General features: G+C 55.3%; 17 protein-coding genes and 1 tRNA gene. 7 read left to right on the top strand and 11 right to left on the bottom strand.

What is annotated here, in order from left to right; genetic code table 11:
- Position 1 precedes the first annotated feature (1 nt).
- Entirely contained in the window at positions 2-1,894 is a 1,893-nt protein-coding gene (gene typA / locus CLOEV_RS04240; RefSeq protein WP_008710818.1) for a translational GTPase TypA, read from the bottom strand.
- A gap of 370 nt (positions 1,895-2,264) precedes the next feature.
- On the opposite strand from typA, the gene tdh reads away from it, so the two are divergent.
- Positions 2,265-3,308, top strand: coding sequence for an L-threonine 3-dehydrogenase (gene tdh / locus CLOEV_RS04235; RefSeq protein WP_034442077.1), 1,044 nt, complete (start codon positions 2,265-2,267; stop codon positions 3,306-3,308).
- A gap of 84 nt (positions 3,309-3,392) precedes the next feature.
- A complete protein-coding gene (locus CLOEV_RS04230; protein ID WP_034442074.1) occupies positions 3,393-4,580 on the top strand; it encodes a glycine C-acetyltransferase in 1,188 nt (395 codons plus the stop codon).
- A gap of 79 nt (positions 4,581-4,659) precedes the next feature.
- Here the strand turns inward: CLOEV_RS04230 and CLOEV_RS04225 are convergent, their stop codons facing one another.
- The 3 genes from CLOEV_RS04225 to CLOEV_RS04215 form a co-directional block, all read right to left on the bottom strand.
- The gene (locus CLOEV_RS04225; RefSeq protein ID WP_034442071.1) at positions 4,660-6,120 is read right to left on the bottom strand and encodes a potassium/proton antiporter; all 1,461 of its coding nucleotides are present in this window, start codon (positions 6,118-6,120) and stop codon (positions 4,660-4,662) included.
- A gap of 195 nt (positions 6,121-6,315) precedes the next feature.
- Positions 6,316-7,455, bottom strand: a complete 1,140-nt coding sequence (locus tag CLOEV_RS04220; RefSeq protein ID WP_008710812.1) for an ABC transporter substrate-binding protein — start codon at positions 7,453-7,455, stop codon at positions 6,316-6,318.
- A gap of 279 nt (positions 7,456-7,734) precedes the next feature.
- A complete protein-coding gene (locus tag CLOEV_RS04215; protein WP_174401621.1) occupies positions 7,735-9,099 on the bottom strand; it encodes an MATE family efflux transporter in 1,365 nt (454 codons plus the stop codon).
- Positions 9,100-9,482: 383 nt separating this feature from the next.
- On the opposite strand from CLOEV_RS04215, the gene CLOEV_RS04210 reads away from it, so the two are divergent.
- Positions 9,483-10,664 (top strand): saccharopine dehydrogenase family protein, encoded by a 1,182-nt coding sequence (locus tag CLOEV_RS04210; protein WP_008710807.1) that lies wholly within the window; start codon positions 9,483-9,485, stop codon positions 10,662-10,664.
- 329 nt (positions 10,665-10,993) lie between these two features.
- The gene (locus CLOEV_RS04205; RefSeq protein WP_051484877.1) at positions 10,994-12,472 is read left to right on the top strand and encodes an alanine/glycine:cation symporter family protein; all 1,479 of its coding nucleotides are present in this window, start codon (positions 10,994-10,996) and stop codon (positions 12,470-12,472) included.
- Positions 12,473-12,965: 493 nt separating this feature from the next.
- Here CLOEV_RS04205 and CLOEV_RS04200 read toward each other — a convergent pair whose 3' ends face one another.
- The 3 genes from CLOEV_RS04200 to CLOEV_RS04190 all read right to left on the bottom strand — a co-directional run bounded on the left by CLOEV_RS04200 (position 12,966) and on the right by CLOEV_RS04190 (position 15,559).
- A complete protein-coding gene (locus CLOEV_RS04200; RefSeq protein WP_008710803.1) occupies positions 12,966-14,318 on the bottom strand; it encodes an aspartate aminotransferase family protein in 1,353 nt (450 codons plus the stop codon).
- A gap of 421 nt (positions 14,319-14,739) precedes the next feature.
- Positions 14,740-15,387 carry a GntR family transcriptional regulator gene (locus CLOEV_RS04195; RefSeq protein ID WP_084482169.1) on the bottom strand — a complete coding sequence of 216 codons (648 nt, stop codon included), beginning with the start codon at positions 15,385-15,387 and terminating at the stop codon, positions 14,740-14,742.
- 86 nt (positions 15,388-15,473) lie between these two features.
- Positions 15,474-15,559: transfer RNA gene (locus tag CLOEV_RS04190), tRNA-Leu, on the bottom strand.
- 182 nt (positions 15,560-15,741) lie between these two features.
- Here CLOEV_RS04190 and CLOEV_RS04185 point away from each other — a divergent pair.
- Both CLOEV_RS04185 and CLOEV_RS04180 read left to right on the top strand, forming a co-directional pair.
- The gene (locus CLOEV_RS04185; RefSeq protein WP_008710800.1) at positions 15,742-16,275 is read left to right on the top strand and encodes a DUF2703 domain-containing protein; all 534 of its coding nucleotides are present in this window, start codon (positions 15,742-15,744) and stop codon (positions 16,273-16,275) included.
- Between the two features lie 2 nt (positions 16,276-16,277).
- Positions 16,278-16,784 carry a cob(I)yrinic acid a,c-diamide adenosyltransferase gene (locus CLOEV_RS04180; RefSeq protein WP_034442070.1) on the top strand — a complete coding sequence of 169 codons (507 nt, stop codon included), beginning with the start codon at positions 16,278-16,280 and terminating at the stop codon, positions 16,782-16,784.
- A 95-nt stretch (positions 16,785-16,879) separates the two neighbouring features.
- Here CLOEV_RS04180 and CLOEV_RS04175 read toward each other — a convergent pair whose 3' ends face one another.
- From CLOEV_RS04175 to CLOEV_RS04160, 4 genes are all read right to left on the bottom strand, one after another.
- Positions 16,880-18,202 (bottom strand): replication-associated recombination protein A, encoded by a 1,323-nt coding sequence (locus CLOEV_RS04175; RefSeq protein ID WP_051484876.1) that lies wholly within the window; start codon positions 18,200-18,202, stop codon positions 16,880-16,882.
- Positions 18,203-18,204: 2 nt separating this feature from the next.
- Positions 18,205-19,188: an HAD family hydrolase gene (locus tag CLOEV_RS04170; RefSeq protein WP_034442067.1), complete on the bottom strand. Its 984-nt coding sequence runs from the start codon at positions 19,186-19,188 to the stop codon at positions 18,205-18,207.
- A 252-nt stretch (positions 19,189-19,440) separates the two neighbouring features.
- Complete coding sequence (locus CLOEV_RS04165) at positions 19,441-21,231, bottom strand: IS1634 family transposase (RefSeq protein WP_034442065.1); 1,791 nt, start codon at positions 21,229-21,231, stop codon at positions 19,441-19,443.
- 823 nt (positions 21,232-22,054) lie between these two features.
- On the bottom strand, positions 22,055-22,606 hold the full coding sequence (locus tag CLOEV_RS04160) for an ATP-binding protein (RefSeq protein ID WP_008710793.1): 552 nt from the start codon (positions 22,604-22,606) through the stop codon (positions 22,055-22,057).
- A 128-nt stretch (positions 22,607-22,734) separates the two neighbouring features.
- On the opposite strand from CLOEV_RS04160, the gene glgP reads away from it, so the two are divergent.
- Complete coding sequence (gene glgP, locus CLOEV_RS17460; RefSeq protein WP_084482168.1) at positions 22,735-25,992, top strand: alpha-glucan family phosphorylase; 3,258 nt, start codon at positions 22,735-22,737, stop codon at positions 25,990-25,992.
- Position 25,993: the final 1 nt, after the last annotated feature.

Below are 25,993 nucleotides of genomic sequence, written 5' to 3'. Positions count from 1 at the left end.
TTTAATCCTCGTCCGAATCGCTTATCCCCGCCTGCATACGGGCCTTCTTGCGCTGGTCGGCGTCGAGGATCATCTTGCGTATACGCACCGAAAGCGGCGTCACCTCGACCAGCTCGTCGTCGGCGATCCACTCAAGCGCCGTATCGATCGTCACCGTGCGCGGGACGTCGAGCACCGTCTTCATATCCTTGGTCGCGGAACGCATGTTGTTCTGCTGTTTACGTTTGGCGGGATTGCAGGGAATGTCTTTGAGGCGCGAGGCTTCGCCCACGACCTGTCCGTTGTAGATCGGGTCGCCCGGTTTGATAAAGAGGGTGCCGCGCTCCTGAAGGTTGTCAAGCGCGTAGCTTGTGGCGGGGCCGGTATCCATCGAGACGAGCGAACCGCGCGAGCGCGCGTTTATCTCGCCCATCCATTCGCCATAGCCGACGAAGCGCGAAGCGAGGATGCCCAGGCCGCGCGTGTCGGTGAGAAATTCCCCGCGGTAGCCGATAAGGCCGCGCGTAGGGATAGAAAATTCCAGGCGCAGAACGCCGGTGCCGCTGTTTTCCATATTTTTAAGCTCGCCCTTGCGCTGCGCGAGCTTCTGGATAACGACGCCCTGATATTCCTCCGGCACGTCGATGATAAGTTCCTCCATCGGCTCGAGAGTGCGCCCCCTTGAATCGTGCTGGGTGATGACCTCAGGACGCGAGACGCAGATCTCCGATCCCTCGCGGCGTATCTCTTCGATAAGGATGCCGAGGTGAAGCTCGCCGCGCCCCGAGACCTTGATGCCGTCAGGACGGCCGAGGTCTTCCATGCGCAGGGCGGGGTCGGTCTTGGTTTCACGCTCTATGCGCGCCTTGAGCTGGCGCAGCGTGATCGCGTTGCCGTCCTGATTGGCGAAGGGGCTCGTGTTTACAAGGAAAAGCATCGAGACCGTAGGCTCTTCGATGTCAAGAGGCGCGATCGCGGGATTAGAAAGGTCAGGAGCGCTCATCGTATCGCCGAGGTCGATATTCTCGGGCCCCGTGAACCAGACGATGTCGCCCGCGCCGACCTCCGAAACTTCGGCGCGGTCCAGCCCCTTTGTGACATAGAGGTGCGCACAGGTCGAGGTGTCGGTGGATACGACCTCCCAGCTCGTCTGATCGTAATCGGTCCAGCGCGTGTGCGTGCGCAGTATCCGGTCCCCTTTCTTCAGCGTGCCCTGAAGGATGCGCCCGCAGCCGATGCGGCCCAGATATTCGCTCCATGAGAGCGTGCAGACCTGCATGAGGAAGGGCTTGTCCATCTCCGCGCGCGGCGCCGGGACCCTCTCGATTATCGTCTTAAAGAGGTCGTTCATTCCGGCCTTTGAGTTATCCTCGTGTTTGCCGAGATCGTCCACGAACCAGCCCTGAAGGCCGGAGCCATAGAGCACCGCGAAGTCGCACTGCTCTTCCGTCGCGCCAAGCTCAATAAACAGGTCAAAGGTCTTGTCGAGCGCCGAGTCGGGTTCGGCGTTCGGGCGGTCCACCTTGTTGACGATCACGATCGGCCTGAGTCCGAGTTTCAGCGCGCGCATGAGGACATAACGCGTCTGCGGCATCGGCCCTTCGTTCGCGTCGACGAGCAGCAGGACGGAATCGACCATCGAGAGGACTCTTTCGACCTCTCCCGAAAAATCGGCGTGCCCGGGGGTGTCGACGATGTTTATCTTGTAGCCTTCCCATTCGACCGTGCAGTGTTTGGCCTTGATCGTGATGCCGCGTTCGCGCTCCAGATTTCCCGCGTCCATCACGCGCTCCTCCATTACCTGATTATCGCGGAAGAGGTGCGCCGCCTTGAAGATGCCGTCTATTAACGTTGTCTTGCCGTGGTCGATATGAGCGATGATAGCTATATTTCTTATCTTTGAAGAGTCCTGCATTTTATATGTTCCTCTCGGTTTAGTATACGTCCTAACTGTTCTGCGCCATTGAATTTTTCAACCAGCGATTATTCTAGCCAACGTAAGATAATAACACTTACATGGCAAATTTGTCCAGCATCGATTCAAGCGAAGCAGAAAACACCCGGCGGTGGATAAACTGCGATTCAGCGTTCCGGCGTTCACCGGCGCGTCTTTCGCCGCGGACTGTGCAGTTGCAATAAATCAGCAATAGAATCGTTCTGTCTATTTGAATTTTCCATGCGTTTAGGGTATATTAGTGATAATTCAATAACCACGCCCAATAAAAAGCTTTTGATTATACCGTTACATGAATAAACGACGAAAACAGCTTGAAGGAGTGACGAAGATGAAGGGAAAAATGCTTGCTCTTGTCAAAGAAAAACCGGGTGTCGGCCTGTGGATGCGCGAAGTCGACATTCCTCAGCCGGGGCCCAACGATGTTTTGATAAAAATAAAGAAGACATCGATCTGCGGCACGGACCTCCACATTTATAACTGGGACGAATGGTCGCAGAAGACCATTAAAACTCCGATGACTATCGGGCACGAGTATGTCGGCGAGATCGTCGAGCTCGGCAGCCATGTGCGCGGCTGGAAGGTTGGAGAGCGAGTCTCCGGCGAGGGCCATATTGTCTGCGGCGAGTGCCGTAACTGCCTAGCCGGTCGCCGCCATTACTGCCCGCACACGATCGGCGTAGGCGTGAACAGGGACGGAGCTTTCGCGCAGTATCTCTCGATACCGACGACGAACGTCTGGCGCTGCGCCCCTGAGATCCCAGACGATATAATCTCCTGCTTCGATCCTCTCGGCAACGCCACGCACACGGCGCTACAGTTCGACCTTATCGGCGAGGACGTGCTTATCACGGGAGCGGGCCCCATCGGCATGATGGCCGCCGCGATATGCCGCCACGTAGGCGCGCGCAACGTCGTCGTCAGCGACCTCAACGACTACCGGCTCGACCTCGCGAAGAGGCTTGGCGCGACGCGCACGGTACGCGCCGACAGGGAAGACCTCCGCGACGTGATGCGCGAGCTCGGCATGAAAGAGGGCTTCGACGTCGGACTTGAGATGTCCGGCAGCCCGCAGGCCTTTTCCGGCATGGTCAACGCGATGCACAACAGCGGCAAGATCGCGCTGCTCGGCCTGGTAAAGCCTGGCACCGTGATCGACTGGGACAAGGTCATCTTCAACGGGCTGACGATAAAGGGCATCTACGGACGCGAGATGTACGAGACATGGTATAAGATGACGACGATGCTCCAGAGCGGGCTCAACATCAGCGAGGTCATCACCCACCGCTTCGACGTGCGCGACTTTGAAAAGGGCTTTGAGGCGATGAACAGCGGGCAGTCGGGCAAGGTCGTCCTTGACTGGCAGAAACTTTAAGCGGCGAACAACCCCCCGGCAATAAAATTGGCCTGGGGTTGTCCAAGAGCTTTTAACATTCAGGAAAGGCGGTATATACGAAACATGAAAACTGCGATCGGCAAAATAGCGGCTGAAATAGAAAAGATAAAGGCGGACGGCCTCTATAAGAACGAACGTATAATCACGACCCCGCAGCGCGACGTGATCGACACCACCGCCAAGGGCGGCGTCGTCAACATGTGCGCCAACAACTACCTGGGACTCGCCGACAACGCGCGCGTCATCGAAGCGGCGAAGGCGGCCTACGACCGCTGGGGCTACGGCCTGGCCTCGGTTCGTTTCATCTGCGGCACACAGCAGATACACAAGGACCTCGAAGCTGCCGTCAGCCGCTTCCTCGGCATGGATGATACTATTCTCTATTCCTCCTGCTTCGACGCGAACGGGGGCGTATTCGAGCCGCTGCTCTCCGACAAGGACGCGATCATCAGCGACGAGCTGAACCACGCCAGCATCATCGACGGCGTGCGCCTCTGCAAGGCGAAGAAGTTCCGCTATAAGAACAACGACATGGCGTCGCTCCGCGAACAGTTGGAGGCGGCGAAAACGGCGGGAGCAGACATCAAACTCATCGTCACCGACGGCGTATTCTCGATGGACGGCTATATCGCCGACCTTAAAGGCATTTGCGACCTCGCCGACGAATATGACGCCCTCGTGATGGTCGACGACAGCCACGCAGTCGGCTTTATGGGCGAACGCGGGCGCGGCACGCACGAATACTGCGGCGTCATGGGACGCGTAGACATCATCACCGGCACTCTCGGCAAGGCTCTCGGCGGAGCCTCCGGCGGTTATGTGAGCTCTAAGGCCGAAATTGTGGAGATGCTGCGCCAGCGCAGCCGCCCCTATCTCTTCTCGAACACCGTAGCCCCCGCGATCTGCGGCGCCTCGCTAGAAGTTATAAAGATGCTTGAGGAGTCGACCGGATACCGCGACCGGGTACACGCCAACACCAAATATTTCCGCGAAGAGATGGCGGCGCTGGGCTTCGACATCCTCCCCGGGACGCATCCGATCGTGCCGATCATGCTCTATGACGCGAAGGCAGCCTCGGAATTCGCCTCACGGCTGCTTGAAAAGGGCATATACGTGACGGGCTTCTTCTACCCCGTAGTCCCGCAGGGCAAGGCAAGGGTGCGCACACAGGTCTCCGCGGCGCACACGAAGGAGGATCTCGACAGGGCGATAACAGCCTTCGCCGAGGTCAAGAGGGAGATGGGGATCTAGCCCTGTCATCATAAAGGATAAAATCGCCGGCCTGAAGGATAGGACTTCAGGCCGGCGATCCGTTTCCGCGCGCTAACCGCTAAGCGAGGCCGAGACGTTCCTTAAGCGCGAGCAGGACGCCGGTGTTTTCCGCCGTCACCATCAGCATATCGCCCTCCTTGATCCGGGTCTTCCCCGTCGGGGTGAGGGTGCCGCTGCCGCGGCTTATGAGCATGATGCGCACGCTCTCGGGGAACTTCATCTCCTGCACCGCCATTCCGACGGCCGGCGATCCCTTGACCGCGCGCAGCTCGTAAAGGGTCCCCTGCAGCTCCTCTTCATAGTCGGTGAAGCCGCGGGAGACAAGGGTCTTGTCCTCGCGGTCAAGCTGGTCGAGCAACGAGGCCACCGGCGCAAGAAGAGACCCCTGAAGGATCACGGAGGTCAGCGATATAAAAAAGACCATGTTAAAAATCACGTCCGCATTGGGGAGCGAATTGGAGAGCGCGTAGGAGGCAAAAACGATCGACGAGGCGCCGCGCAGGCCGACCCACGAGATCAGGAGCCGCGCATTTCTGGGATATTTGAAGGGCAGCAGCGTAAGGAAGACGGCCGCGGGGCGAATGACGAACATCAGCATGACCGATATCGTTATCGCCGGCAGCCATACGGATGGCAGCTGCGAGGGAAAGACGAGCAGGCCGAGCGTGACGAAAACCAGTATCTGCATCAGCCAGGAAAACCCGTCAAAGAAACGGACCAGCGAAACCTTGTGAGCCAGCTTTACATTTCCCATCACCATGCCGGCGACATATATCCCGAGGAACCCATTCCCGTGCATTATTTGCACCGCCGAATATATAAGGGCGGCTATCGTCGCCGCAACGACGGGATACAGACCGTCGCTGTTGAGCTTTATGCGGTTCGTCACCCACGCGCCGGCAAAACCGAAGGCAAAGCCAAGCGCGCCGCCGACGGAGAACTGCACCACGAACATCATGGCGAAGCTGAGGAAACCGTTGTCAGGCGCCGTCATGAGGCTGATTATCGCGATCGTCAGCATGTACGCGGTGGGGTCGTTGCTGCCGCTCTCAAGTTCAAGCAGCGGCGCGAGCGGCGCTTTGAGGTTGAGGTTGTTTGAGCGCAGAATGGAGAACACGGAGGCGGCGTCGGTACAGGATACCACCGCTCCCAGCAGCAGCCCCTGAAGCCATGTGAGACCCACGAGGAAATAGGCGGCGACGGCGACGAACACGGCCGTTATAAGGACGCCTACGGTGGAGAGCAGCACCCCCGGCGCCAGCACTTCTTTGGCGGACTTCCAGCTCGTCGCCATACCGCCGGCAAAGAGGATATAGCATATGGCGAAGTTCCCGATGGTGCTGGCGACGACGGCGTTATCGAAGTATATGCCCCCGACGCCGTCGGACCCCATGATCATTCCCGCGAAGATAAAGAAGACGAGCACGGGAATGCCAGCCTTTGTAAGAAAGCGGCTGAACGCTATGCAAAAAAGCAATATAAGAGATACAAAGAGAATGAGTGCGTTGATATTATCCATCGGGAGGGCCTCCTTCAAGCTTTAAGCTAACCTGTGCCCCCATAATAACAGAAATATTTTCGGGCGGCCACCGGCGCTATAGCCGCGGCGGGCGGTATTTCTACTTAAACATCCCCCTCCCCTCATATTCAGCGATAACAAAAAAGAGCACGGGGGCCGATGGCCCGCCGTGCTCCGTATGATGCGAAAGTTATTTTAGTCGTTCGGTCTGATCTTCTTGTAGAATACGGCCTTGCCGTCCTTCGCCTCGAGGATGAATCCATCCTTGTCCTTCGGGTTGTGGAATTCGTCCATCGTCAGCTTCGTATGCATCAGCTGAAGATTCTTTGTCTTTTCAAGAGCGTCGCGCACCTTGACGGGATCGGTGCTGTTCGCGCGCTTGATGGCGTCCGCGAGCCAGTAGACCGAATCATAGGCCATGACCGCGTTCATGAACTCCTGGCATTCCGTCGCGGTCTGCTTCTTATACTTCGCGAAGAAATCCTTCAGCGCGGGGTCTTCCTTGGCGACGTGGCTCACCCAGAAGGTATTCCTCATCGCCTCTTTGCCGGTGATCTCCCACATGAAGTCGCCGTAGCCGTCGCCGCCGATGATGGGAACGCTGATGCCCATTTCACGAGCCTGCTTGACGGAGAGGGGGGTGCACTTGCCCATCGTCGGCAGAACGAGCACGTCGGGGTTCGACTGCTTGATCTTCGTCAGCTGGGCGCGGAAGTCGACGTCTTCACCACGGTGTCCCTCGTCGGCAACGATCGTGCCGCCGGCGGCCTTGAAGCTCTTCGTGAAGAACTCGCGGAGCCCGTGTGAGTAATCGCTTGACACGTCGTAAAGGATCGCGGCCTTTTTAGCCTTGAGGTCTTTAGCCGCGAATACGGCGAGGATCTTTCCCTGATAGGGATCGAGGAAGCATATACGGAAGTTATAGGGCTTTACTTTGCCCTTTTCGTCGACCGTTACATTCGGGTTTGTCGGAAGAGTTCCGATGTGGGCGACTTTGCCCTGATTGAACACCGGGGAGGCCGCGATGCAGAGGCCGGAGCCGCTGGGGCCGATGACCGCGACGACCTTGTCCTGCTGGACGAGGCGGCGGGCCGCGTTTACCATGTCTTCGTTGCGCGTGCGGCAGTCGTACATTACTACTTCGAGCTTCTTACCGAGAACTCCGCCCTTTGCGTTGATCTCGCTGACAGCCATCTTGACAGACTCGACTTCGGCGACGCCGTAGGCGGCGAAGTCTCCGGTGACCGTGGCGATCTCACCGATTTTGATCGTGTCGGCGGCGAAAGCTGGGAGAGCCAAAAGCATAATTGCCAGTACTGCGAATAGTTTGCGCATGCAAAAACCTCCTCATAAGTTTTCCGTCTTTGGCAGATCGGGGGGTGCAAGGAGATTTTACCATAATATGCGCGTTTGCAATAGACGGAAGTTAAGAAAAACATCTTTGGCCTTATATTTCTTTCCAGCATTACGGTGAGCCGCGTCAAACGCTTAGAGAAAAACATAAAAAACCGATATTTAAATTCGATAGTAAACTACTACCCTGCAACAAAATCATTATGATAAAATGCTAAATAGGACGACGAAGGACATATAAAAGGGATAATCAGCGGTTCCCTAGAGCTTCCTAACCAGCAGCCGCTTGGTCATGATCCACCGGAAACAGAGGACGTGGACGCCGAAGGTCACAGCCCACGAGACCGGATATGAAAGATAGACCGTCGTGACGGTATGGAAAGCCTCCGCCTGGAACAATGTGGCGATCCACACCAGACGCAGCCCGCAGGCGCCGAGCAGCGTTACGACGGTCGGCAGCACCGAATAACCGAGGCCGCGCAGCGTTCCCACCATGCCGTCCATCATGCCGCAGAGCACATAGGTGCTGCACAGTATCCACAGCCGCTGCATGCCCGCGTCGATCACCGCGCCGCTCGATGAATATACGCCGAGCAGCGTCCGTCCGAAGATGACGACGAGCACGCCGAGCAATCCGCCGATCACGACGATACAGGCCTGGCCGCGCAGGAGGACCTTATAAATGCGTTTGATGCGCCCGGCTCCGTAATTCTGGCTCGTAAATGAGATGATCGCCTGATAAAAGGCGTTCATCGCGAAATAGACGAAAAGTTCAATATTCGCGGCGGCGGAGTTACCCGCCATCACCACCGCGCCGAAGGAGTTGATCGAAGACTGGATAACGACGTTCGAGAGAGAAAACAGGACCCCCTGGATTCCCGCGGGAAGGCCGATCTTCAAAATCTGCGCCAGCTTAGCCCTGTCTATCCTCATCATCGAGGGTACCAGCCGGATGCCGCCGCCCTCGCGAAGCAGACAGCGCACTACGAGCAGCGCCGAAACGCACTGCGATATCACCGTCGCGATCGCCACGCCGGCGACGTCCAGGCGCAGGTTGATGACAAAAAAGAGATTCAGGATCACGTTGATAATACCGGCGGCCACCAGATAATAGAGCGGCCGGCGCGTGTCCCCCACGGCCCGCAGGATCGCGCTGCCAAAATTATAGACCATCATCGCGGTCATCCCGAGAAAATAGATGACCAGATACAGCGTCGCGAGGCCGAGCACCTCCTCAGGGGTCTGCATCCAGATGAGTATCCTCCGCGCCCCCGCGATGCCGGCGACCGACAGAAAAAGGCCGCTGACGATCCCGAGCACCATCGAGGTGTGGACGGTCTTGGCAAGGTCCTCCTCCGCTTTCGCGCCGTAATAGCGCGCCGCGAGCACATTCGTCCCTATCGAAAGTCCGATAAAAAGATTTGTCAAAAGCCCGATAAGAGGTGTGTTGGAACCTACCGCGGCAAGAGAATTATCGCCCGCGTAACGTCCGACCACGATGATATCCGCCGCGTTGAAAAGCAGCTGCAATATACTTGAGCACATCAGCGGGATCGCGAAAAGAAGCATCTTCGGCAAAATCGCTCCGCTGCACATATCTATCTCGTACTTTTTGTTCAGCAACATTTATCTGTCCCCGCCTCGCCGCTCGATACGAGCAAAATCCTATTCCTCATAAAACGCCCTTTGCCGCAGTCAGGACATTTTAACACATCGCGGCGTTCCCGCAGCACTTTTTATCAGAGAGTACCGAAAGAAAAAGACGGCGATGGAGCGGCCGCGCAAGCGCGCCCGCACTGCTTCGCCGGCTGGTTTTTTCAGGCAGCCCTTCCGCCCGTTTTCTCCATCAAAAGGCCGGGGGCGTTTGCCCTGCAAGATTATTGAAGCCGCTTGACAAGGAAAAGAATGGTGTGTATTATACGGTCGTGTAGATCATGAAGTACATGTACTACAGGTAGCAATATTTTTATTGATTGACGCTATTAAAAAATCTGTGAGGAGGAAGAAACATGGCAGCAAAGAAAAAGGCACTTCATATTGGCGCAGGTATGGTTGGTCGTTGCGTAGTTCACAATCTGCTTCCTTATTTTGATGTCCGCGTGCTTGACATGAGCGACGAGAATCTGGAAGAAACAAAAAAACTTTATCCTTCCGTTGAGGTAGTAAAGGGATCTGCTCTCGATAAGGAAGTTGTAAGCAAGGCTTCTGAGGACTGCGATATCATCACCGCGGCTATGCCCGGAACCATCGGTTATAAAGTGACCAAACTTGCTATAGAACTTGGGAAAAAGATCGCCAGCGTTTCCGCTATGAACGGCCGTTCCGACGCTCCTTATCATGAGATAGGCCTCCGCACAGGCGGGCTTGGCATTTCTATGGTTGGCTTTGAACCCGGAATGAGCAGCTTTTTTGCCGGCCGGGGGTATTATCGGCTGGACAAGTGCGAGGAAATGTACCTCTATGTCGGCGGCGGCCTTCCCATAAATCCCCGTCCTCCCTTCAATTACTTCACAACATGGTCGCTTTATGACAATATCAACCAGTTCAACCAGCCGGCGACAGTCGTTCGCGGCGGCGAAGCAAAGCGCATACCCGCCCTCAGCGAAGTGATGCCTTTCGAGATCGAGGACTATAAGGACCTTGAGTGTTTCACCAGCGACGGACTCGGCGGGCTTTTCCGCTGCTTCAAGGATGTGCCTGAGATGGCTGCGTACACTGTCCGCTGGCCCGGGATTGCCGCTCAGATGCGCTTCCTCAATGAGCTCGACCTCTTTGACGAGGAAGAACGCCGGCTCGGTAAGGTCGATCAGGTCCCCCGCGACATCCTCATGGATATCTTCGGTAAGAAATACCAGAGACTGCCGGGTGAAGAAGACATGTCCATCCTTAGGATCGTTACAAAAGGCATTAAGGGCAATGATCGAGTGACCTATACATTTGAGATCGCCCAAAGGGAAATCCCTGAGACAGGCTACACGTCAATGGCCTGGACGACGGCCACGACATGCGCCATCTTCGCGCGCGCGATCGCTGACGGCAAACTTACAGGCAAGGGCATCCTCAACTGCGAGCAGCTCGCCAGGGACGACGAATTCTACGATTGGGTTTTGGAAGAGCAGCGTAAACTTGGCATATTCTATAAAGAGAAGGTCGAAATCGAAAAGAACGCAAAGCTCTGGGAGAACAAATAACGCCTCACGATCCTTTGAAGTTTAAAACATTCTGTGCAAGGCTTCCTAAAGAGACTAAATAGAGACTATAAACGCCACGGCTTGAGCGGCATAATAGAATGGGAGCCTTGCACATAAATGAAACCTATCGGGCATTTCACATTCGGCCCGCCGCCAAACAACAAAATTTACCAAATTACAATAATCATAAATACAGATACATACCCCCTTACCTGACATACTCGCTTTAACAGGAGCGGGTACGGCATACCCGCTCCTATTTAGTTTGTTTCACAGTGTTATTTGTTTTTGCTCCATCAGTTCGACAAATAATCAGGAGGTGTATTTTTATGAATATCGGGGATCAAATAGAGCATCTGCTTGAATACGTGGCATGGACGATATTATGGAATAAGTATTTTGCCGTGATGTTCCTTGTGTTGGGGCTCTATCTTACCATCGGCCTTCGTTTCTTCCAGTTTCGCCGTTTTGGGGATATTATGCGCAACACGATCGGAACTCTCTTCCGTAAAAAAGATACGGTAAAAAAAGAGAGCAGCAACAACGTCTCGTCCTTCGGCGCTTTTGCCACGGCTCTCGGAAGCACCGTCGGCAATGGCAACATAGCCGGAGTCGCCAGCGCCATCGCGATAGGCGGCCCAGGCGCCATATTCTGGATGTGGATGTGCGCTCTTGTCGGCATGGCGACAAAAATGAGCGAGATCGTCCTTACTCAAACCTATAAACAGAAAGACAATACCGGTATTTCGCGCGGGAGCGCTGCATATTACATTCAGAAGGGCCTTGTCGAAGAGAAGGGCTGGAAGTGGTGCAAGGTCCTTTCCGTCGTCTTTACGGTGGCGATGCTCTCCGCTTTCTACTTCACTCCCGGGCCTTATGTGGTAGCGGAATCCGTCCAGGCCGGATTCAACCTCTCCGCAACGGGCGCGATCATTTTTTCCTTCATCTACGTGATACTTCAGTTCATCATCATTCTCGGCGGCATAAAGCGTATAATCAAGTTTGCCGAGAGCGCGGTGCCGTTTATGGTCGTGGCATATTTTGGCGTGGCGTTCTTCCTTATCCTGAAAGACATCCCCGCCACCATTGAGGCATTCAAATCCATTTTCTACTATGCCTTCAATCCCACGGCGGCGGTCGGCGGGTTTGCCGGAGCCAGTATCATCATGACATTACAGGTCGGCGTTGCCAGAAGCGTTTACAGCAATGAAGCCGGTTGGGGCAGCGCCCCTATCATCCACGCCGCCGCCGATGTCGACCATCCGGCGCGCCAGGGGCTTTGGGGCGCATTCGAGGTGTTCGTAGATACAATAATCGTCTGCACGATCACCGGTTTGATGGTCGTTATAACAGGCGTGTGGCAGGCGGGCGAGGGCGGTGCGGGTTCCGTCGGGAAAGCGCTCAGTCATGTATATGGGCCCGTCGGCGGGATGGCTCTGGCAATCTTTATATTTATCTTCTCGCTTACTACTTCAACAGGCTGGTATGCCTACCTTGAAGCTCTCGTCGGCTTTATGGTACGAGACAAGCCCGCCGAAACCCGCAGGAAGATCGTCAAATTCATCACCTGCACCGGCCCGCTCTTCGGGCTCGGCGCCACGATGTTTTTCTTTTCACACGGCACGGTCCCGGCAGTTGCCTGGATGGTCCTTGATATCCAGTCCGCGATACCGGTCTATGTCAACGTCATCGCCTTGACGCTGCTCTCGCCGGTCATCTTCAAAAAGGTCAGAGAGTTCGAGACAGATTTCCTCGATCCTGAAAAAGCGGCCCGCGAAGCAGCCAGAGGCAAGCTGGCTAAGGAGTGACACGGCGTTGATATCGCTATTCCCGGCTTGAGGCAGCAAAAGCGTTATAAAAGCAGCAATAGGGAGAGGCGATCGTCTCTCCCTTTGTTTAGTTTACAGCCATATATTCTTTACCCTTTCATTCATTCGATGAAGCGGCGCCGCTCAACAGAATTAAAAATGTAGGAGCGGCAACACAATGAAGACAGGTTTCATGAGGACCATTCTTCCAGGGACTTGTTGAGTCCGCGCTGCTTCTGGGCGGCGGCACCTCGGCAATGCTGATGAATTACGGCTGATATCGCGGCAAGGCGGAGTCTCCATCAAACAAAAAGAGGGCCTTCCATGACAAACGGAAGGCCTTAAAAATGGCGGCACTGGAATCACTTCACCGGCTCATAAAAAAAGGAAGCGCATATATCTCAGCCCTGCATAGCTTCCTGATGATCTGCGCTTCCCCGGGGGGATATGTGGTATTTTTCAAAAGGCTGCGTACCGGCGCTGGTTTCAGCCGCTAGAGAATCCCTTCCGATTTCATCTCCTTGAACGTATCTTCTATTATATTAAGAGCCTCCGCAAAATCTTCCTTCGTGTGCTGCAGGCAGGGACAGTGGTGCAATCCGTTTGACGACGTAACATAAAGCCCCCTGCAAAGCAGCTTTCTGGCAAATGTCTGGTACTTCTCCTTATCGGCAAACTCGGCGTAGTCTCTGACATCATTTATAGCCTCTTTTTCAGTGAAATAATACTGAAGCATAGGCCCGTATCCCTGTACGATAACCGGGATGCCTAGGTCCTTGATGATCTGCCTTGAACCGTTGATGAGCATTTCCCCCAGTTCATGAATATGTCTATATCCGGCGCAATCGTCCTTTGTCATTTCCGTCATGTTCACGTAGGATACTTCCATCGGCAGCCTTGCTGAATTGAAGGTGCCGTAGCTGAGCGCCTTCCCCCACTGCATCTCCTGCATGTATCCCTCTCTTCCCGCAATGGCCGAAACAGGCAATCCGGCGCCGAGAGCCTTGCCGAAAGTGGAAATGTCAGGATTCAAACCCGCCATATCCTGATAACAGCCGTTTCCATAGCGGAAGCCGGTCACGACTTCGTCCAATATGAATAAAACATCGTTTTCCTTCGCTATCCGCTGAAGCCCTTCCAGGTAGCCCTTCTTGGGAAGGATGACGCCTACGTTTGCCATAATGGGTTCCGTAATTATCGCCGCAAGCTCGTGTTTGTGACATTTAACCATTTTCTCAAGGATTTCAAGATCATTCCACGGGCATATAACAAGATTTTCGATGTGTTCCTGCGGAATACCGGACCCTTCGACCATCTTCACCGGGTCCATCTTCGCCCCCATAGTATCTACCGGGCGAGTGTGGCAATTTGCCAAAAGGCCGTCATACCAGCCGTGATACTGTCCTTCAAACTTGAGGATCTTTTTCTTCCCAGTTACCGCGCGGGCGAGCCTGACCGCCATCATGACCGCTTCCGTACCGGTATTGCCAAAGCGGACTTTATCCGCGTTCTTTATCATGCTGAGGAATTTCTCGCCGCACTTCACCTCGATTTCCGTGCAGGCGGCAAAATGTGAACCGCCCTGAATCGCCCGTGTTACGGCTTCGACAATTTTAGGATGCCCATGCCCCATAATATTGGCGCTGAAGCCGAGCATCAGATCTATGTATGAGTTTCCGTCCGCGTCAAACAGCCTTCCCCCCTTTCCATCCCGGACATAGATCGGGTAAGGTTTGCAGGTGGCGATTCCACGAGAGGGAGAATTGGCGCCTTCGACAAAAACTTTCATTGCCCGATCGAAAAGCTGCTTGGATTTTACACTTCTTTTTTCAAACGATTCATACATTTTTCATTCCTCCAACTATACTATTTCCGACATACGATTGTGTAGGACGTGTTCATCATGTAGTACACAATTGTTATATACCTTTTTTCTGTCCTTGTCAATATATTGGCAAGGTCAGCGAGCGGCCCCCGTTAACGCGCGACGCCGTTTTTCATTTCCGCATGGCATTGGAAACCCGCGGCAAACCTCCGCCGGAGGGAACCGCTGCATTTCTCTTGATAACGCTAAGGTAATTTACGGCAAACGTTGTGAAAGCGATAAAAACAGCGCCGTCAGGCGGGCACAAAAACGGCCCAGTATTGATGACGGGGAAAAAATTTGGATGTTCCCCGCGGGAACACCCAGAAACAGCAAAATTTATTCAAGCGGGAAAGTGATAAATAAGAGATTATGAATAATCGATCTGACTGGCAAAAAATGTCTATAGTTCAGATGACCAGGGATAGATATCCTGCTTTATTAATTTGACACACAAATCCACGTCCCCGGACTCCAATGCCCTCACGATCTCCTTGTGCTGGTTAAGAGTGGGGTTAGTATCAAATTTAAACAGGGAATCGTCAAAGAAGAGTAAATGTGTTACTACTTTGGCAAGCACATGCTCCAACAGCTCAAAAAGCGTTTTGCTCCCCGAAGCTTCCGCGATAACCAAGTGAAAATTGTTGTTTGCGGCGATGTACGCATCAACGTCGCACTCCGCCGCCGCTTTCTGCTCAAGGAGGATCTGTTCCTGCAGCTTATAGATATAAACGGGGGTGACGGCTTGGACGGCTTTCCTGATAGCGATCTCTTCCAGTACCTGGCGCATCATGCTGGTGTCGATGACCTCTTCCTTTGTCGGCGAAACAAGGTGGGCCCCCCAGCCGGGTACTATGTTTACGAGCCCGTCATTTGCCAAGCGGCGTATTGCCTCCCGCACGGGGGTCCTGCTGACGTTGAACTCTTTGGCAATGACTGTCTCCGCCAGCCGCTGCCCCTTTTGCAGTTCCTTGGAAATAATTTTCTTCCTTATCCCCGAGTAGATACAATCTACAGCGGTGCAGCCCATTGTCTGATAACCTGCGTTCAAGCGGATCCACCTCCTGACAAAAGAGTACGTACTCTGCTTAATAAAAACGATTCACGCCAACGTATCGCGGGAATCGTTGATAGTACTGGTGCCGGAGAGGGGACTCGAACCCCTACGCCCTTGCGAGCGGCGGATTTTGAGTCCGCTGCGTCTGCCATTCCGCCACTCCGGCTTAGGACTCAGTCATTTTATAACATGACGGCGTTCAGGGCAACCGGAAATTTAATCGGCACGCGCTAAAACTTTTACCGCAAACCTCCCGCCACGCCGCAGACGTAAAAAACAGATATTTTTATCCGTGCGCGGCGGGAATATAATATAATATATGAAAATATGCAATCAGGAGGCCTTGACGTGAAGACCATCACTCTGGCACATTATACAATGAAAGATATTGACCCCGCGCCGTGGACCGAAACGTGGGACAACTTGGTTAAATTCGGCTCGCGCATGGCTCCGAAGCTGATTCCGCTCGGCTTCAAGCTCAAACTGCGCAAGGTCATCATGGACGAGCTTACACAGGATAACCTGATGACTGCGAACATGGTGACGATAGAATGCGAAGAGGCGGGAACGCCGGAAACGCCCATAGAAAATCTGCTGATGCTCGAGCTTGACTTTACTCCCTGCGCTGAATGCAAAACGCCGGGCGGACAGGAATTCCCCTGCCGCACCTTTACCAGTTTCGGCGGCGATGTATGCCAGGCCCTGCCGGAGGAGTTTTTCATGGAGGCGACGCTGCGCGTGGCCTTCAAATCACAGCATGAATGCGGCTGTCACTGCGGAGACTGCGACTCCTGCGCGAGCGGCTGCGGCGACGAAGAGGCCGGCGTCCGTACCGACGACTGCGGCGGCGGCCATCATCACGACAACGGAGGTAAGGATTAGAAATGGCGCGCTTCAACGTTATTACAAAGGGCGGAGACAAGGGAACGACTTCGCTGGCGAACGGCGAGCGGATCGCAAAGGACGACCGCGTGGTAGAGCTCTACGGCACGATCGACGAGTGCCAGGCGGCGCTGGGAATGGCGCGCGCCTTCTGCGAGGATGAGAAGACGGCGCGGGACATCTATTTTATCGAGGATTATCTTTTCGGGGCTATGGCATATTACGCCAAATGCGACTACCCCGCCCCCGACCCCGCGATCATAGAGAACATGGCGGCCCGCATTACGGAGGCTCTGCCCGAGGGCGGCATGACCTTCGTGCGCCCCGGCGACACCCGCTGCGGCTCGGCGCTGCATCTGGCCCGTACTATCGCGCGCCGCGCCGAGCGCACAGCGACCCCACTCTTTCGCGACGGCAAACTAGAGGAAAAGGCGTATCAGTTTCTCAACAGGCTCTCCGACGTCATATACCTGCTCTCGCTAAAGGTAGATGCCGACGCGAAAAAATGATTTCGCCGCTAAACGATACCGTGCAAAAGCTGCGCCCGCATCTTTGTGTGATGCGGGCGTTTTATGTCGCTGTGGGACAGCCTGTCTCCGTCAGGCTATTTCTCTTTATCCTGCTTTTCCTCCGCCTCCGTTGAGAAGCGCTTCCACAGGCGTTTAAGGCGATCCTCTATCCTGGCCTCCGCGCCCAGTTTGCCGGGGAAGTAGAAGCGGCGCACCTCCGGCATGTAGGCCTGCGGCACCCAGTGGTTCGGGCTGTCATGCGGATAGACATATCCCTCACCGTCGTTGCGCAGGTGGCTCGGGACCTCCATTATTTTCCCCTCGCGGACATTCTGCTGCGCCGCTTTGATCGCGAGGTAGGCGCTGTTGCTCTTCGGCGCGGAGGCGAGATAGATGACGGCCTCGCCGAGGATCAGGTTCGCCTCAGGCATGCCGACGCGGTCGACGGCGGCGGCGGCGTTCTGCGTGACGACAAGCGCCATCGGGTCCGCGAGGCCGACGTCCTCCGCGGCGAATATGCAGAGGCGGCGCGTGATGAAACGGACATCATCGCCGCCCTCAAGCATCCGCGCGAGCCAATAAAGCGCGGCGTCGGGGTCGGAGCCACGCATGCTCTTTATCAGCGCGGAGATGACGGCGTAGTGATCGTTGGAATTTCTGTCGTAACGCTGCGTGGCGGCGCCGGTGCTCTCGGCGACGATCTCGTCGGTAAGCAGCGAGCCGCCGCCCATCGCCGCCGCCGTTACGGAGGCCTCCAGCCGAGTCAGCGCCTGCCGCGCGTCGCCTCCGGCGAGCGCGGCGATCCGTTCGATTGTTTCCGTCTCAGCGCGCACGCCGAAGCGGCCGAGGCCGCGTTCCGTATCGTCCAGCGCGCGCCTGAGCAGCCCGCAGATATCCTCGTTCTTTAACGGTTCAAGGGTATAGACGACCATTCGTGAGAGCAGCGTCTTGTTTATCTCGAACCAGGGGTTTTCCGTCGTCGTGCCGATAAGGATGAGATCGCCGGTCTCGACGGCCGGGAGCAGAACGTTCTGCTGTTTGCTGTTAAAGTGATATATTTCATCGACGAAGGCGATCGCGGAGCGTCCGGAGAGCTTTTTTTCTCCCCGCGCGCGCTCAAGCAGGTCGCGCAGCGTCTCCACCTTCGCGCTGACGGCGTTTATCTCAAGCAGCGTCCTCCCGGTGACGCGGGCGATGAGGCGGACCAGCGTGGTCTTTCCCACTCCCGGCGGCCCGTAGAGTATGCAGCTGGGGGCTTTGCCTCCGTCAAGCATACTGCGCAGGGCCCTTCCCGGAGCCAGTATGTGCCCCTGCCCCGCGTATTCGTCGAGGGTGCGCGGCCTCATACGCTCTGCAAGAGGCACCTCAAAGCTGATATTTTCCTCTCCGCCGGTTTCGAAAAGGCTGGTCTCCGCCATCGTTATATCTTTTTACGTTCGATGAAACGCATTATGTCGAGCGAGTTCTTCGGCGCGTTAAGCGGCGCTTCGCACTCCGTGACGACCCTTGCCAGAGGATAACGCGGCGCCAGGAAGCCGCTTACGACTTCTGACCATTTCAGCCCCATCGCCGAGGTGTCGAAGGAGGGATTCTTTTTCCAATCGTCCGGCGTAAAGATCTTTTCCGGGTCGACGTAAAACCCTCCCACCCCCAGCGAGGCGGCGCGGGCGAGCCAACAGTCGGTCGTCGGCGAGGGGTCGCCGGGCACGGAAAATATGAAGGAGGCGGCGTTGTGGAGCCAGCGTTCGCCCTTTTTGGCGTATATCTCCCGATATTCCCACGGCACTACCGGCTCCGGCGAATGCAGCGCCTCGACGAGTCCGGTCAGCAGCGGGTAGACCACATCGGCCCAGCAGCTCCACCGCGGCTCGTCCCGCTGTACCAGCACCGCGCGCATTCCGGCGCGCCGCGCCCCCTGAAGGTCATATAGGAAATCGCCCACGTAAACGCAACGGCGCGGGTCCGCGCCGATCGCGCCGGCAGCCGCGAGCAGGGCGCGCGGGTCGGGCTTGACCCACTCCATGTTGTCCCTTCCCCAGGTCCGCGGCGGCAGGTCGAGGCCGATCACCTCCGCCCCGCGCCGGATCACCTCCGTGAGGTTGCGCGAAAGAATACAGTAGGGGACGTTGTTTTTATTCAGCCACTCTATCAGCTCGAAGGCTCCCGGAACGGGTACAGCGCCTTCGGCTCCGGCCATCTCAAGTTCAGCCAGCTCTTTGAACATCGCCTCGCGCGCCTCCGGCTCCAGAGTAAAGGCCTCCTCAAGCAGCATCGCGCGCCGGCCGCCGTAATATTTCTCACGGATGCCGGAAAAATCAAGCTTAGTCTCGGCGATTACGCCGTCCCAATCCAATAAAAATCCTGAAGCCCCGGCGGGGCTCCAAAAAGGCTCCTTTATGCACATGTCGTCCTCCTAAACTCTATACGATAAATTCCCAAAGATATCGGCCGTTATCTCTTCCGCCAATGGACAGAATCAGACATAGATATATTATAACCCAATCGCCCGCAATTTTTTTTATTTTTGCCCGCGAGGCGACAGGGCAGACGAATCAACAGTTTCGACCCGACTTTTACATCACACCAGAGTCAAAACCATCCGAGCCGTTGCTACAACCGATATTTTTCTCTTATCTGAGCAAAAGGCTCTGTTATGCTATTTTATCCCCTTAAGAAATCTGTTAAAGACTTCCTGCTTTGGATAAGCATCGTAGAAATCAACGCAAAATGCCTTTTGTATCTTGGCATAATCAAGCGCAATCTCGTCTTCGCAGGAAAAAGCAAGTGTGTCGACCTGTTTACCATTGCGCCCTATACGCTTTTTAAACGCCATGCTGCCGCCTACATCCAGAAGATGCACAATGCCTCCGCGCAGGACCTGGCAATTCGCCGCTCCAAGTGCCGCCGCTATTCGTTCGGCGGAGATGGCGTCTTCCCCCATTTTTAGCTGCAGCAGCCTCACTATCAGCAGAGCTGTAAAACAGATAGTGAAATGAGCCAGGATATGCTTCTGCGTGCTTACAAAGACTGGCCTTGCTTCGAGACCTGACTTCATTACCCTAAAAGACTGCTCGATGCGCCAAAGACCGCCGTAGACCTCGCGTATCTTTGAGGCATCATATTCCATCTCGCTTGTGATGATGCAGAAATAACCGTCGAAACGGGAATCTGCCTCGGCCTTTTCTTCGTCCAGTTTGAGTCTCTTTCTGACGTTTTTTACTATATGCCCGTCGTGACCGTCGCGAATCTCTTCTTTTGTATATTCGAGGCATCCGTGCTGAATAGAATAAGCGTTATTTTTTGTTGCGTTCTCAGCACGCAGCAATTTTTCCACACGCTTGCGGCGAGCCATTTCTGCATCTGCCCGACTCCAGTAAATAAGAACCTTGCGGCATCTTTCAACTGAGTGTCCGTCGTTGTCCTTGCCTGTGTACTCCTCTGTAAAGAGTTTGTAACGGTAACTGCCGTCTGCATTCTGTATATATCCGCCGTCATCGAACATCGCTTCATGGTAGCGGCTGCCCTTCTTGCCGCGCAGCACCTGAGACACGACATAACCGTCGCCGTTATTGCAGATCATGTCGATATTCTTTGAAGTGTTCAATCCCTTATCTGCGACAACGACAAGCCTCTTCAGACCATAGTTCCCGCGCACCTCTGCCATCACAGGCTTAAGCGTCATACAGTCGCTCCTATTCCCCGGAAACAAAGACATACATGCAGGCAGACCCTTCTCATCAAGAAATAGCCCCATCTGGATTATAGGATCCACCCTATGTTCCTTAGAAACCCCGCGCCTGCGGTATCCTCCTTCATCGTCAGGGAAATCTATATCGAAAAAGAAATTGGTAACATCATAAAAGGCATAAGACATATCGCGCCCTATGCTGCGCTTCACCTCATTATTCAGCCAAAGTTGGAGATCCTGCGACATATCTCCGAACACGTCGAGAGCTCGGTATGCGTCCTGCAAAGAAAAATCGCATGACAGGCCGTAGAATTCCTCCTTCATCTGACAGCTTCCCCTTTTGGAATCAGGAGCCAAAATGCGAGTCAACACAAAAAACTTAAATATCTCAGCCAAAGGAATATTGCCCTTATATCCAGAGTATGCAGCATACCGTTCAATAAAGCCGTCAATCTCAAGACTGTTATATAGTGCCTCGAGGAACCTGCAGCCATAATTCCTTACGCGGTTGGACAGTGAATACATCTTAAGCGTAGAAGGAACCTCAAGCCGTGTCACCGGCTCATTCTTGCAGTTTTCGTCATACTCGCGAACCATAGCCATAAAAGCCACAGGATCCTCCTGATCCTCCAAATAGCCAAAATTCTTTAGAGTACGCTGCTTTGGAGGACATCCTGGCCCAGGTCTGTAGCCCTCGACCACGCGAACCTGAGTTTTGACTGCGCCGCTCTTATATACTCTGCTGTCCTTGCGGATCATGACAAATCGCCTCTTCTCCAGAAAAAGAATGAAGAACAATACAAATATAGTATAGCACAACAATAGCATAACGTAAATAGAATAAAGAAAACCCGAAACAGAATTGTAATTTTCCGCTCCGGGACTGGGTTTATTGATGGGTCGATTTGTGGACTTCTAGATTTTCTGTAAAAGTCGGGTTATAACACGCCGCGCCCTCATTTACCACACACAGGCAAACGCGTCAACAGCAAAATAGGAAATGAATTGCGGTTTTGTGTTATGCTCTTCCGTCGCTCCGGCCTCCGAGCCGGAGTCCATGGGCGTTGGTTTTACATGCGCCGGTGGAGCAAAAACATCAAGACACTAGGCCCCGGGTCAAGCCCGGGGCGACGGAGTACCAGGCCCGGCATGACAAGCTAAACCGCCGTTTACCCTTTCCCCGGCCTTTGTTGACGCGCTTGCTTTGCCGGGCAGGCCGCCCTGCACGACACCGGCCTTCGGATGCTGCAAATATATTTTCTTGCGCGGACGCGCCGGATGATAAAAAAGACCCCGCGTGGCCGTGTATGGGAGGTCTTGACCCGATCCTAATCAAGGATATAGGACCGTATCCGCTTAACCTGGTCGATACTTGCGTATCTCCGCCGCCTTCGGAAGACGATCCAAACGGGTTTAGTTGTTGGCTCAAGACTCAACCCACATCACACGAACCCAGCAGGGTAAATGGGATTGCTGTTATTTCTTGATTAAAATTATAACCCCGAAATAGAAAAAAACAAGTGGTACGGCGGAAAATGATAACGAATTAAGCGCAGCGCCCTATTTTTCCGCCGGTTTTGTCTCAGCCCCTCAGCGCCGCGAGCTCTTCGCGGATGTTGTCGCGCAGCCAGAGGCCGACATCCGGCGACGCGAGCATCTCACGGTCGCCATCCAGCGCTTCGATTATTTCATCGGTGTCCAGCAGGAATTCGCGCCCGTTAATGATGTGCCTGTATTTCCAATGGACGTTCGGCGAACCCATGACGAGGGTCATGACCGTCGCCGGCATATCTCCGAGCGGAGGGCGGTCGACGCTGCCGTAACGGAACGTCGCGGTGATGGTCGTCCCCACGCCGACGGCGGAGTCGATCACCAGCGCCCCGCCGCAGAGCTCCGCGGACTGGCGCAGAAAGGGCAGCCCCATGCCGACGCGCCGCGTCGTCCGCGTCGTCGTGAACGGGTCGGTCACCTTCGCGACAAACTCCGGACTCATGCCGCGTCCGTTGTCTTTTACCGAAAAGAGGAGCAGATCTTCTCTTTCATCTTCGTTTATGGTTATTTCCACCTCGTCGGCTCCGGCCATCGTGCTGTTTTCGGAAATGTCCAGTACGTGCGCAGAAAGATCTTCAAGCATCTGGCTTCCTCCTCTTTTAGATAGTTTTAGTCTATTTACATTCGCTTATGACTAATTCCAGCTCTTGATAGTATAATCATATCATGCCATGGCTTTATGGCAATTAAATTTTTTGAGGAGGCTCGCATTTGATAAACATCGCGATTCACGGACATTTTTATCAGCCTCCGCGTGAAGACCCATGGACGGGAACGATCCCGCGGGACCCAACCGCCAGTCCGGCGCACGATTGGAACGAACGCGTCTGTTCCGAGTGCTATCTGCCAAACAGCTGCGCAAGGATACTTGGAACGGACGGACGCATAAAAACGGAGATCAACAATTACGCAAAACTGAGCTTCAATTTTGGCCCCACGCTTCACCGATGGATAGAGGCACATTCTCCGTCTCTCAATAAGACACTGATAGAATCACAATCAAGGGCGATCGCCCAGGCCTACAACCATGTAATAATGCCGCTCGCCTCGGAGCGTGACCGGCTGACGCAGACGGTCTGGGGAACCGAGGATTTCAAATACCGTTTCGGGCGCGCGCCAAAGGGCATGTGGCTGCCGGAGACGGCCGTCGATATTCCCACGCTGGAGACGCTTGCGGCCTGCGGCGTGGAGTTTACGATACTCGCCCCGCACCAGTGCAAGGCGGTGATCGTCGACGGCAGCCCCATACTGACCTCGCGAGGGGCAAACCTCGACGTCACGCGCCCGTACCGCTGTGAATTGCCCTCCGGCCGCTCTATCACGATAATTTTCTATCACGCCGGATTGGCGCAGGGCATCGCCTTCGGCGGGCTGCTGAACAACGGTGACCTTTTCAAAGACGCCGCCGTGCGCTCCGCGGCGGAGGGCGAGGACCGCCTGCTCGTGACGGCGACCGACGGAGAGAGTTACGGGCATCATCACAAATTCGGAGAGATGGCCCTCGCGCGAATGTTCGAACAGATGGAGCTGGACGAGAGGATAAACCTGCCATCTATAGAAGGATTCCTCGCCGAACATCCGCCCACGGCGAGCTGCATAATCGAAGAAAATACCTCCTGGTCCTGCGCGCATGGCGTCGAACGGTGGCAGAGCGACTGCGGCTGCCACACGGGAGGAGAACCGGGCTGGAACCAGAAATGGCGGGGACCGCTGCGGGAGGCGTTCGACAACCTCGCCGCCAAAACCGACGAACTTTTTGAGGAAAAGATCTCAGTCTACGGCGATCCCTGGAAGCTGCGCAACGAGGCCGTCGACCTCTATAAATGCGGGCTCGCGCCCAGCGCGGAGGAGAGGGCGGAACGAAGGAGGGCCTTCGTCACGGAGAGATTCGGCGATCTGTCGGAAAAGGTATCGGAGAGGATCGCCGGCCTGATCGAGATGGAACGTATGCGCATGTTCGCCTACACCTCGTGCGCCTGGTTCTTCAACGACGTCGCCGGCGTCGAAACGAGGCAGGTCATATCATACGCCCTCCGCGCCGCTCAGATCGCGGAGGAATCCTCGGGCAGGGATTTCATCAGGCCGCTGCTCGAAGACCTCAGAAAGGCGCGCGGCAACACGAGGGAACGCCCCACCGCCGCGGCGGTAGCGATACGCGACATCATGCCGCGCATGAGGGAACAGTCGGACATGAAAACAAAAGGCGAACAGAATACAGACGGATCGGAGAAGATGAACGGAATGAATTACGGAACGAACCTTGCAAACTCGCTGCTGGCGACGCTTGAACACGACCCGGCTTTCAGGAATACAGCCTATTTCTCGATGGAGATCGCGCTCATGCCGGAGATACCGACCTATTCGGGCGGGCTCGGCGTGCTCGCGGGCGATATTTTAAAGAGCGCCTCGGACCTCGGGGTGCCGATGGTGGCGATGACGCTGCTTTACAAAAAGGGTTATTTCGCCCAGAAGATCAACCGGGAGGGACGGCAGACCGAATATCCGGTCGAGTGGAATCCGCGTGACTTCATGACGCAGCTGCCGAACCGCGTGACGATCACGATGAACGGGCGTCCGGTTACTGTGGGCGCCTGGTGCTATATGCTGATAGGGCAGACGGAGCACCCGCTGCCGATCTATTTCCTCGACACGGACCTGCCGGAGAACCTTCCGGAAGACCGCCTGCTGACGGCGGAGCTATACGGCGGCGACAACAAATACCGCCTCTGCCAGGAGCTGATACTCGGCATCTGCGGTCTGCGCCTGCTGCGCGACATGGGTTACCGTAATATTTCGACCTTCCACCTCAACGAGGGGCACGCCGGCTTCCTCACGCTCGAACTTCTGCGCGAACAGGGCTACGGCGACATCGAAAAGGTGAGGAACCAGGTCATATTCACCACGCATACGCCGGTGGCGGCCGGGCACGATTTCTTCTCCTACGACCTCATAGACGAGGTGATGGACGGCGACGTGGCCCAGATACTGCGCCAGCACATCGGCGGCAACGGCCTTTCGATGACGGATCTCGCGCTCAAGCTCTCCCGCTATGTCAACGGCGTGTCGCACAAACATGCGCTCGTCAGCCGCGCGATGTTCGGCAACGAGTCGATCGACTGGATAACCAACGGCGTCCACTCGACGACCTGGACCTCGCCGAGTTTCGCAAACCTTTATGACGCCCGCATCCCCGGCTGGCGAAACGACCCCTCGCGGCTGATGCAGGCCCTGCATATCCCGGATGAGGAGATATGGAAGGCCCATCAGGCGGCAAAGATGAAGCTGCTTGCTTTCGTGCTCGAAGAGACGGGACAGCAGCTCGACCCCGACGTGCTGACGATCGGCTTCGCGCGCCGCGCCGCGACCTACAAAAGGGCTGACCTCGTATTCAGCGATATCCGGCGTTTGGTGGAGATCGGCAAGGGCAAGGTGCAGTTCGTCTTCTCCGGCAAGGCGCATCCGCACGACGAACCGGGAAAGGACATCCTTCAAAAGATAAACAGGATCGCGAAGGAGCTCGGCGCGGAGCTTCCGGTGGTCTTCATCGAAAATTACAACATGGGCCCCGCGAAGTTCATCACCTCCGGCGTCGACATCTGGCTCAACACACCGATACGTCCGCGCGAAGCCTCCGGCACGAGCGGCATGAAGTGCGTCCATAACGGCGTCATGAACTTCTCCGTCCTCGACGGCTGGTGGATAGAGGGCTGCATCGAGGGCAGGACCGGATGGGCGATCGGGCCGGAGCCTACGGAGAACGGAATGGTGGAGTATAATGAGGCGGAAGACGCCGTGGACCTCTATAATAAGCTGGAAGAGAAGATCATTCCCGCCTATTACACCGACCGCAAACGGTGGATAGGCATGATGAAATTCGCAATAGCTGTGAACGCAAGCTACTTTAATACGCATAGGGTGGTGCACGAATATTGTGAAAAGGCTTATGGTACCGTATTCCGCGGACATTAAA

It is taken from the genome of Cloacibacillus evryensis DSM 19522 (assembly GCF_000585335.1).
Taxonomy (GTDB): domain Bacteria; phylum Synergistota; class Synergistia; order Synergistales; family Synergistaceae; genus Cloacibacillus; species Cloacibacillus evryensis.
The sequence above is the reverse complement of the archived record's forward strand: the minus strand, read 5'-3'. Positions and strand labels throughout refer to the sequence as shown.

Coding starts and splice junctions, on each gene's coding strand:
- typA (WP_008710818.1), bottom strand. CDS start 1,894: ATGCAGGACTCTTCAAAGATAAGAAATATAGCTATCATCGCTCATATC.
- tdh (WP_034442077.1), top strand. CDS start 2,265: ATGAAGGGAAAAATGCTTGCTCTTGTCAAAGAAAAACCGGGTGTCGGC.
- CLOEV_RS04230 (WP_034442074.1), top strand. CDS start 3,393: ATGAAAACTGCGATCGGCAAAATAGCGGCTGAAATAGAAAAGATAAAG.
- CLOEV_RS04225 (WP_034442071.1), bottom strand. CDS start 6,120: ATGGATAATATCAACGCACTCATTCTCTTTGTATCTCTTATATTGCTT.
- CLOEV_RS04220 (WP_008710812.1), bottom strand. CDS start 7,455: ATGCGCAAACTATTCGCAGTACTGGCAATTATGCTTTTGGCTCTCCCA.
- CLOEV_RS04215 (WP_174401621.1), bottom strand. CDS start 9,099: ATGTTGCTGAACAAAAAGTACGAGATAGATATGTGCAGCGGAGCGATT.
- CLOEV_RS04210 (WP_008710807.1), top strand. CDS start 9,483: ATGGCAGCAAAGAAAAAGGCACTTCATATTGGCGCAGGTATGGTTGGT.
- CLOEV_RS04205 (WP_051484877.1), top strand. CDS start 10,994: ATGAATATCGGGGATCAAATAGAGCATCTGCTTGAATACGTGGCATGG.
- CLOEV_RS04200 (WP_008710803.1), bottom strand. CDS start 14,318: ATGTATGAATCGTTTGAAAAAAGAAGTGTAAAATCCAAGCAGCTTTTC.
- CLOEV_RS04180 (WP_034442070.1), top strand. CDS start 16,278: ATGGCGCGCTTCAACGTTATTACAAAGGGCGGAGACAAGGGAACGACT.
- CLOEV_RS04175 (WP_051484876.1), bottom strand. CDS start 18,202: ATGGCGGAGACCAGCCTTTTCGAAACCGGCGGAGAGGAAAATATCAGC.
- CLOEV_RS04170 (WP_034442067.1), bottom strand. CDS start 19,188: ATGTGCATAAAGGAGCCTTTTTGGAGCCCCGCCGGGGCTTCAGGATTT.
- CLOEV_RS04165 (WP_034442065.1), bottom strand. CDS start 21,231: ATGATCCGCAAGGACAGCAGAGTATATAAGAGCGGCGCAGTCAAAACT.
- CLOEV_RS04160 (WP_008710793.1), bottom strand. CDS start 22,606: ATGCTTGAAGATCTTTCTGCGCACGTACTGGACATTTCCGAAAACAGC.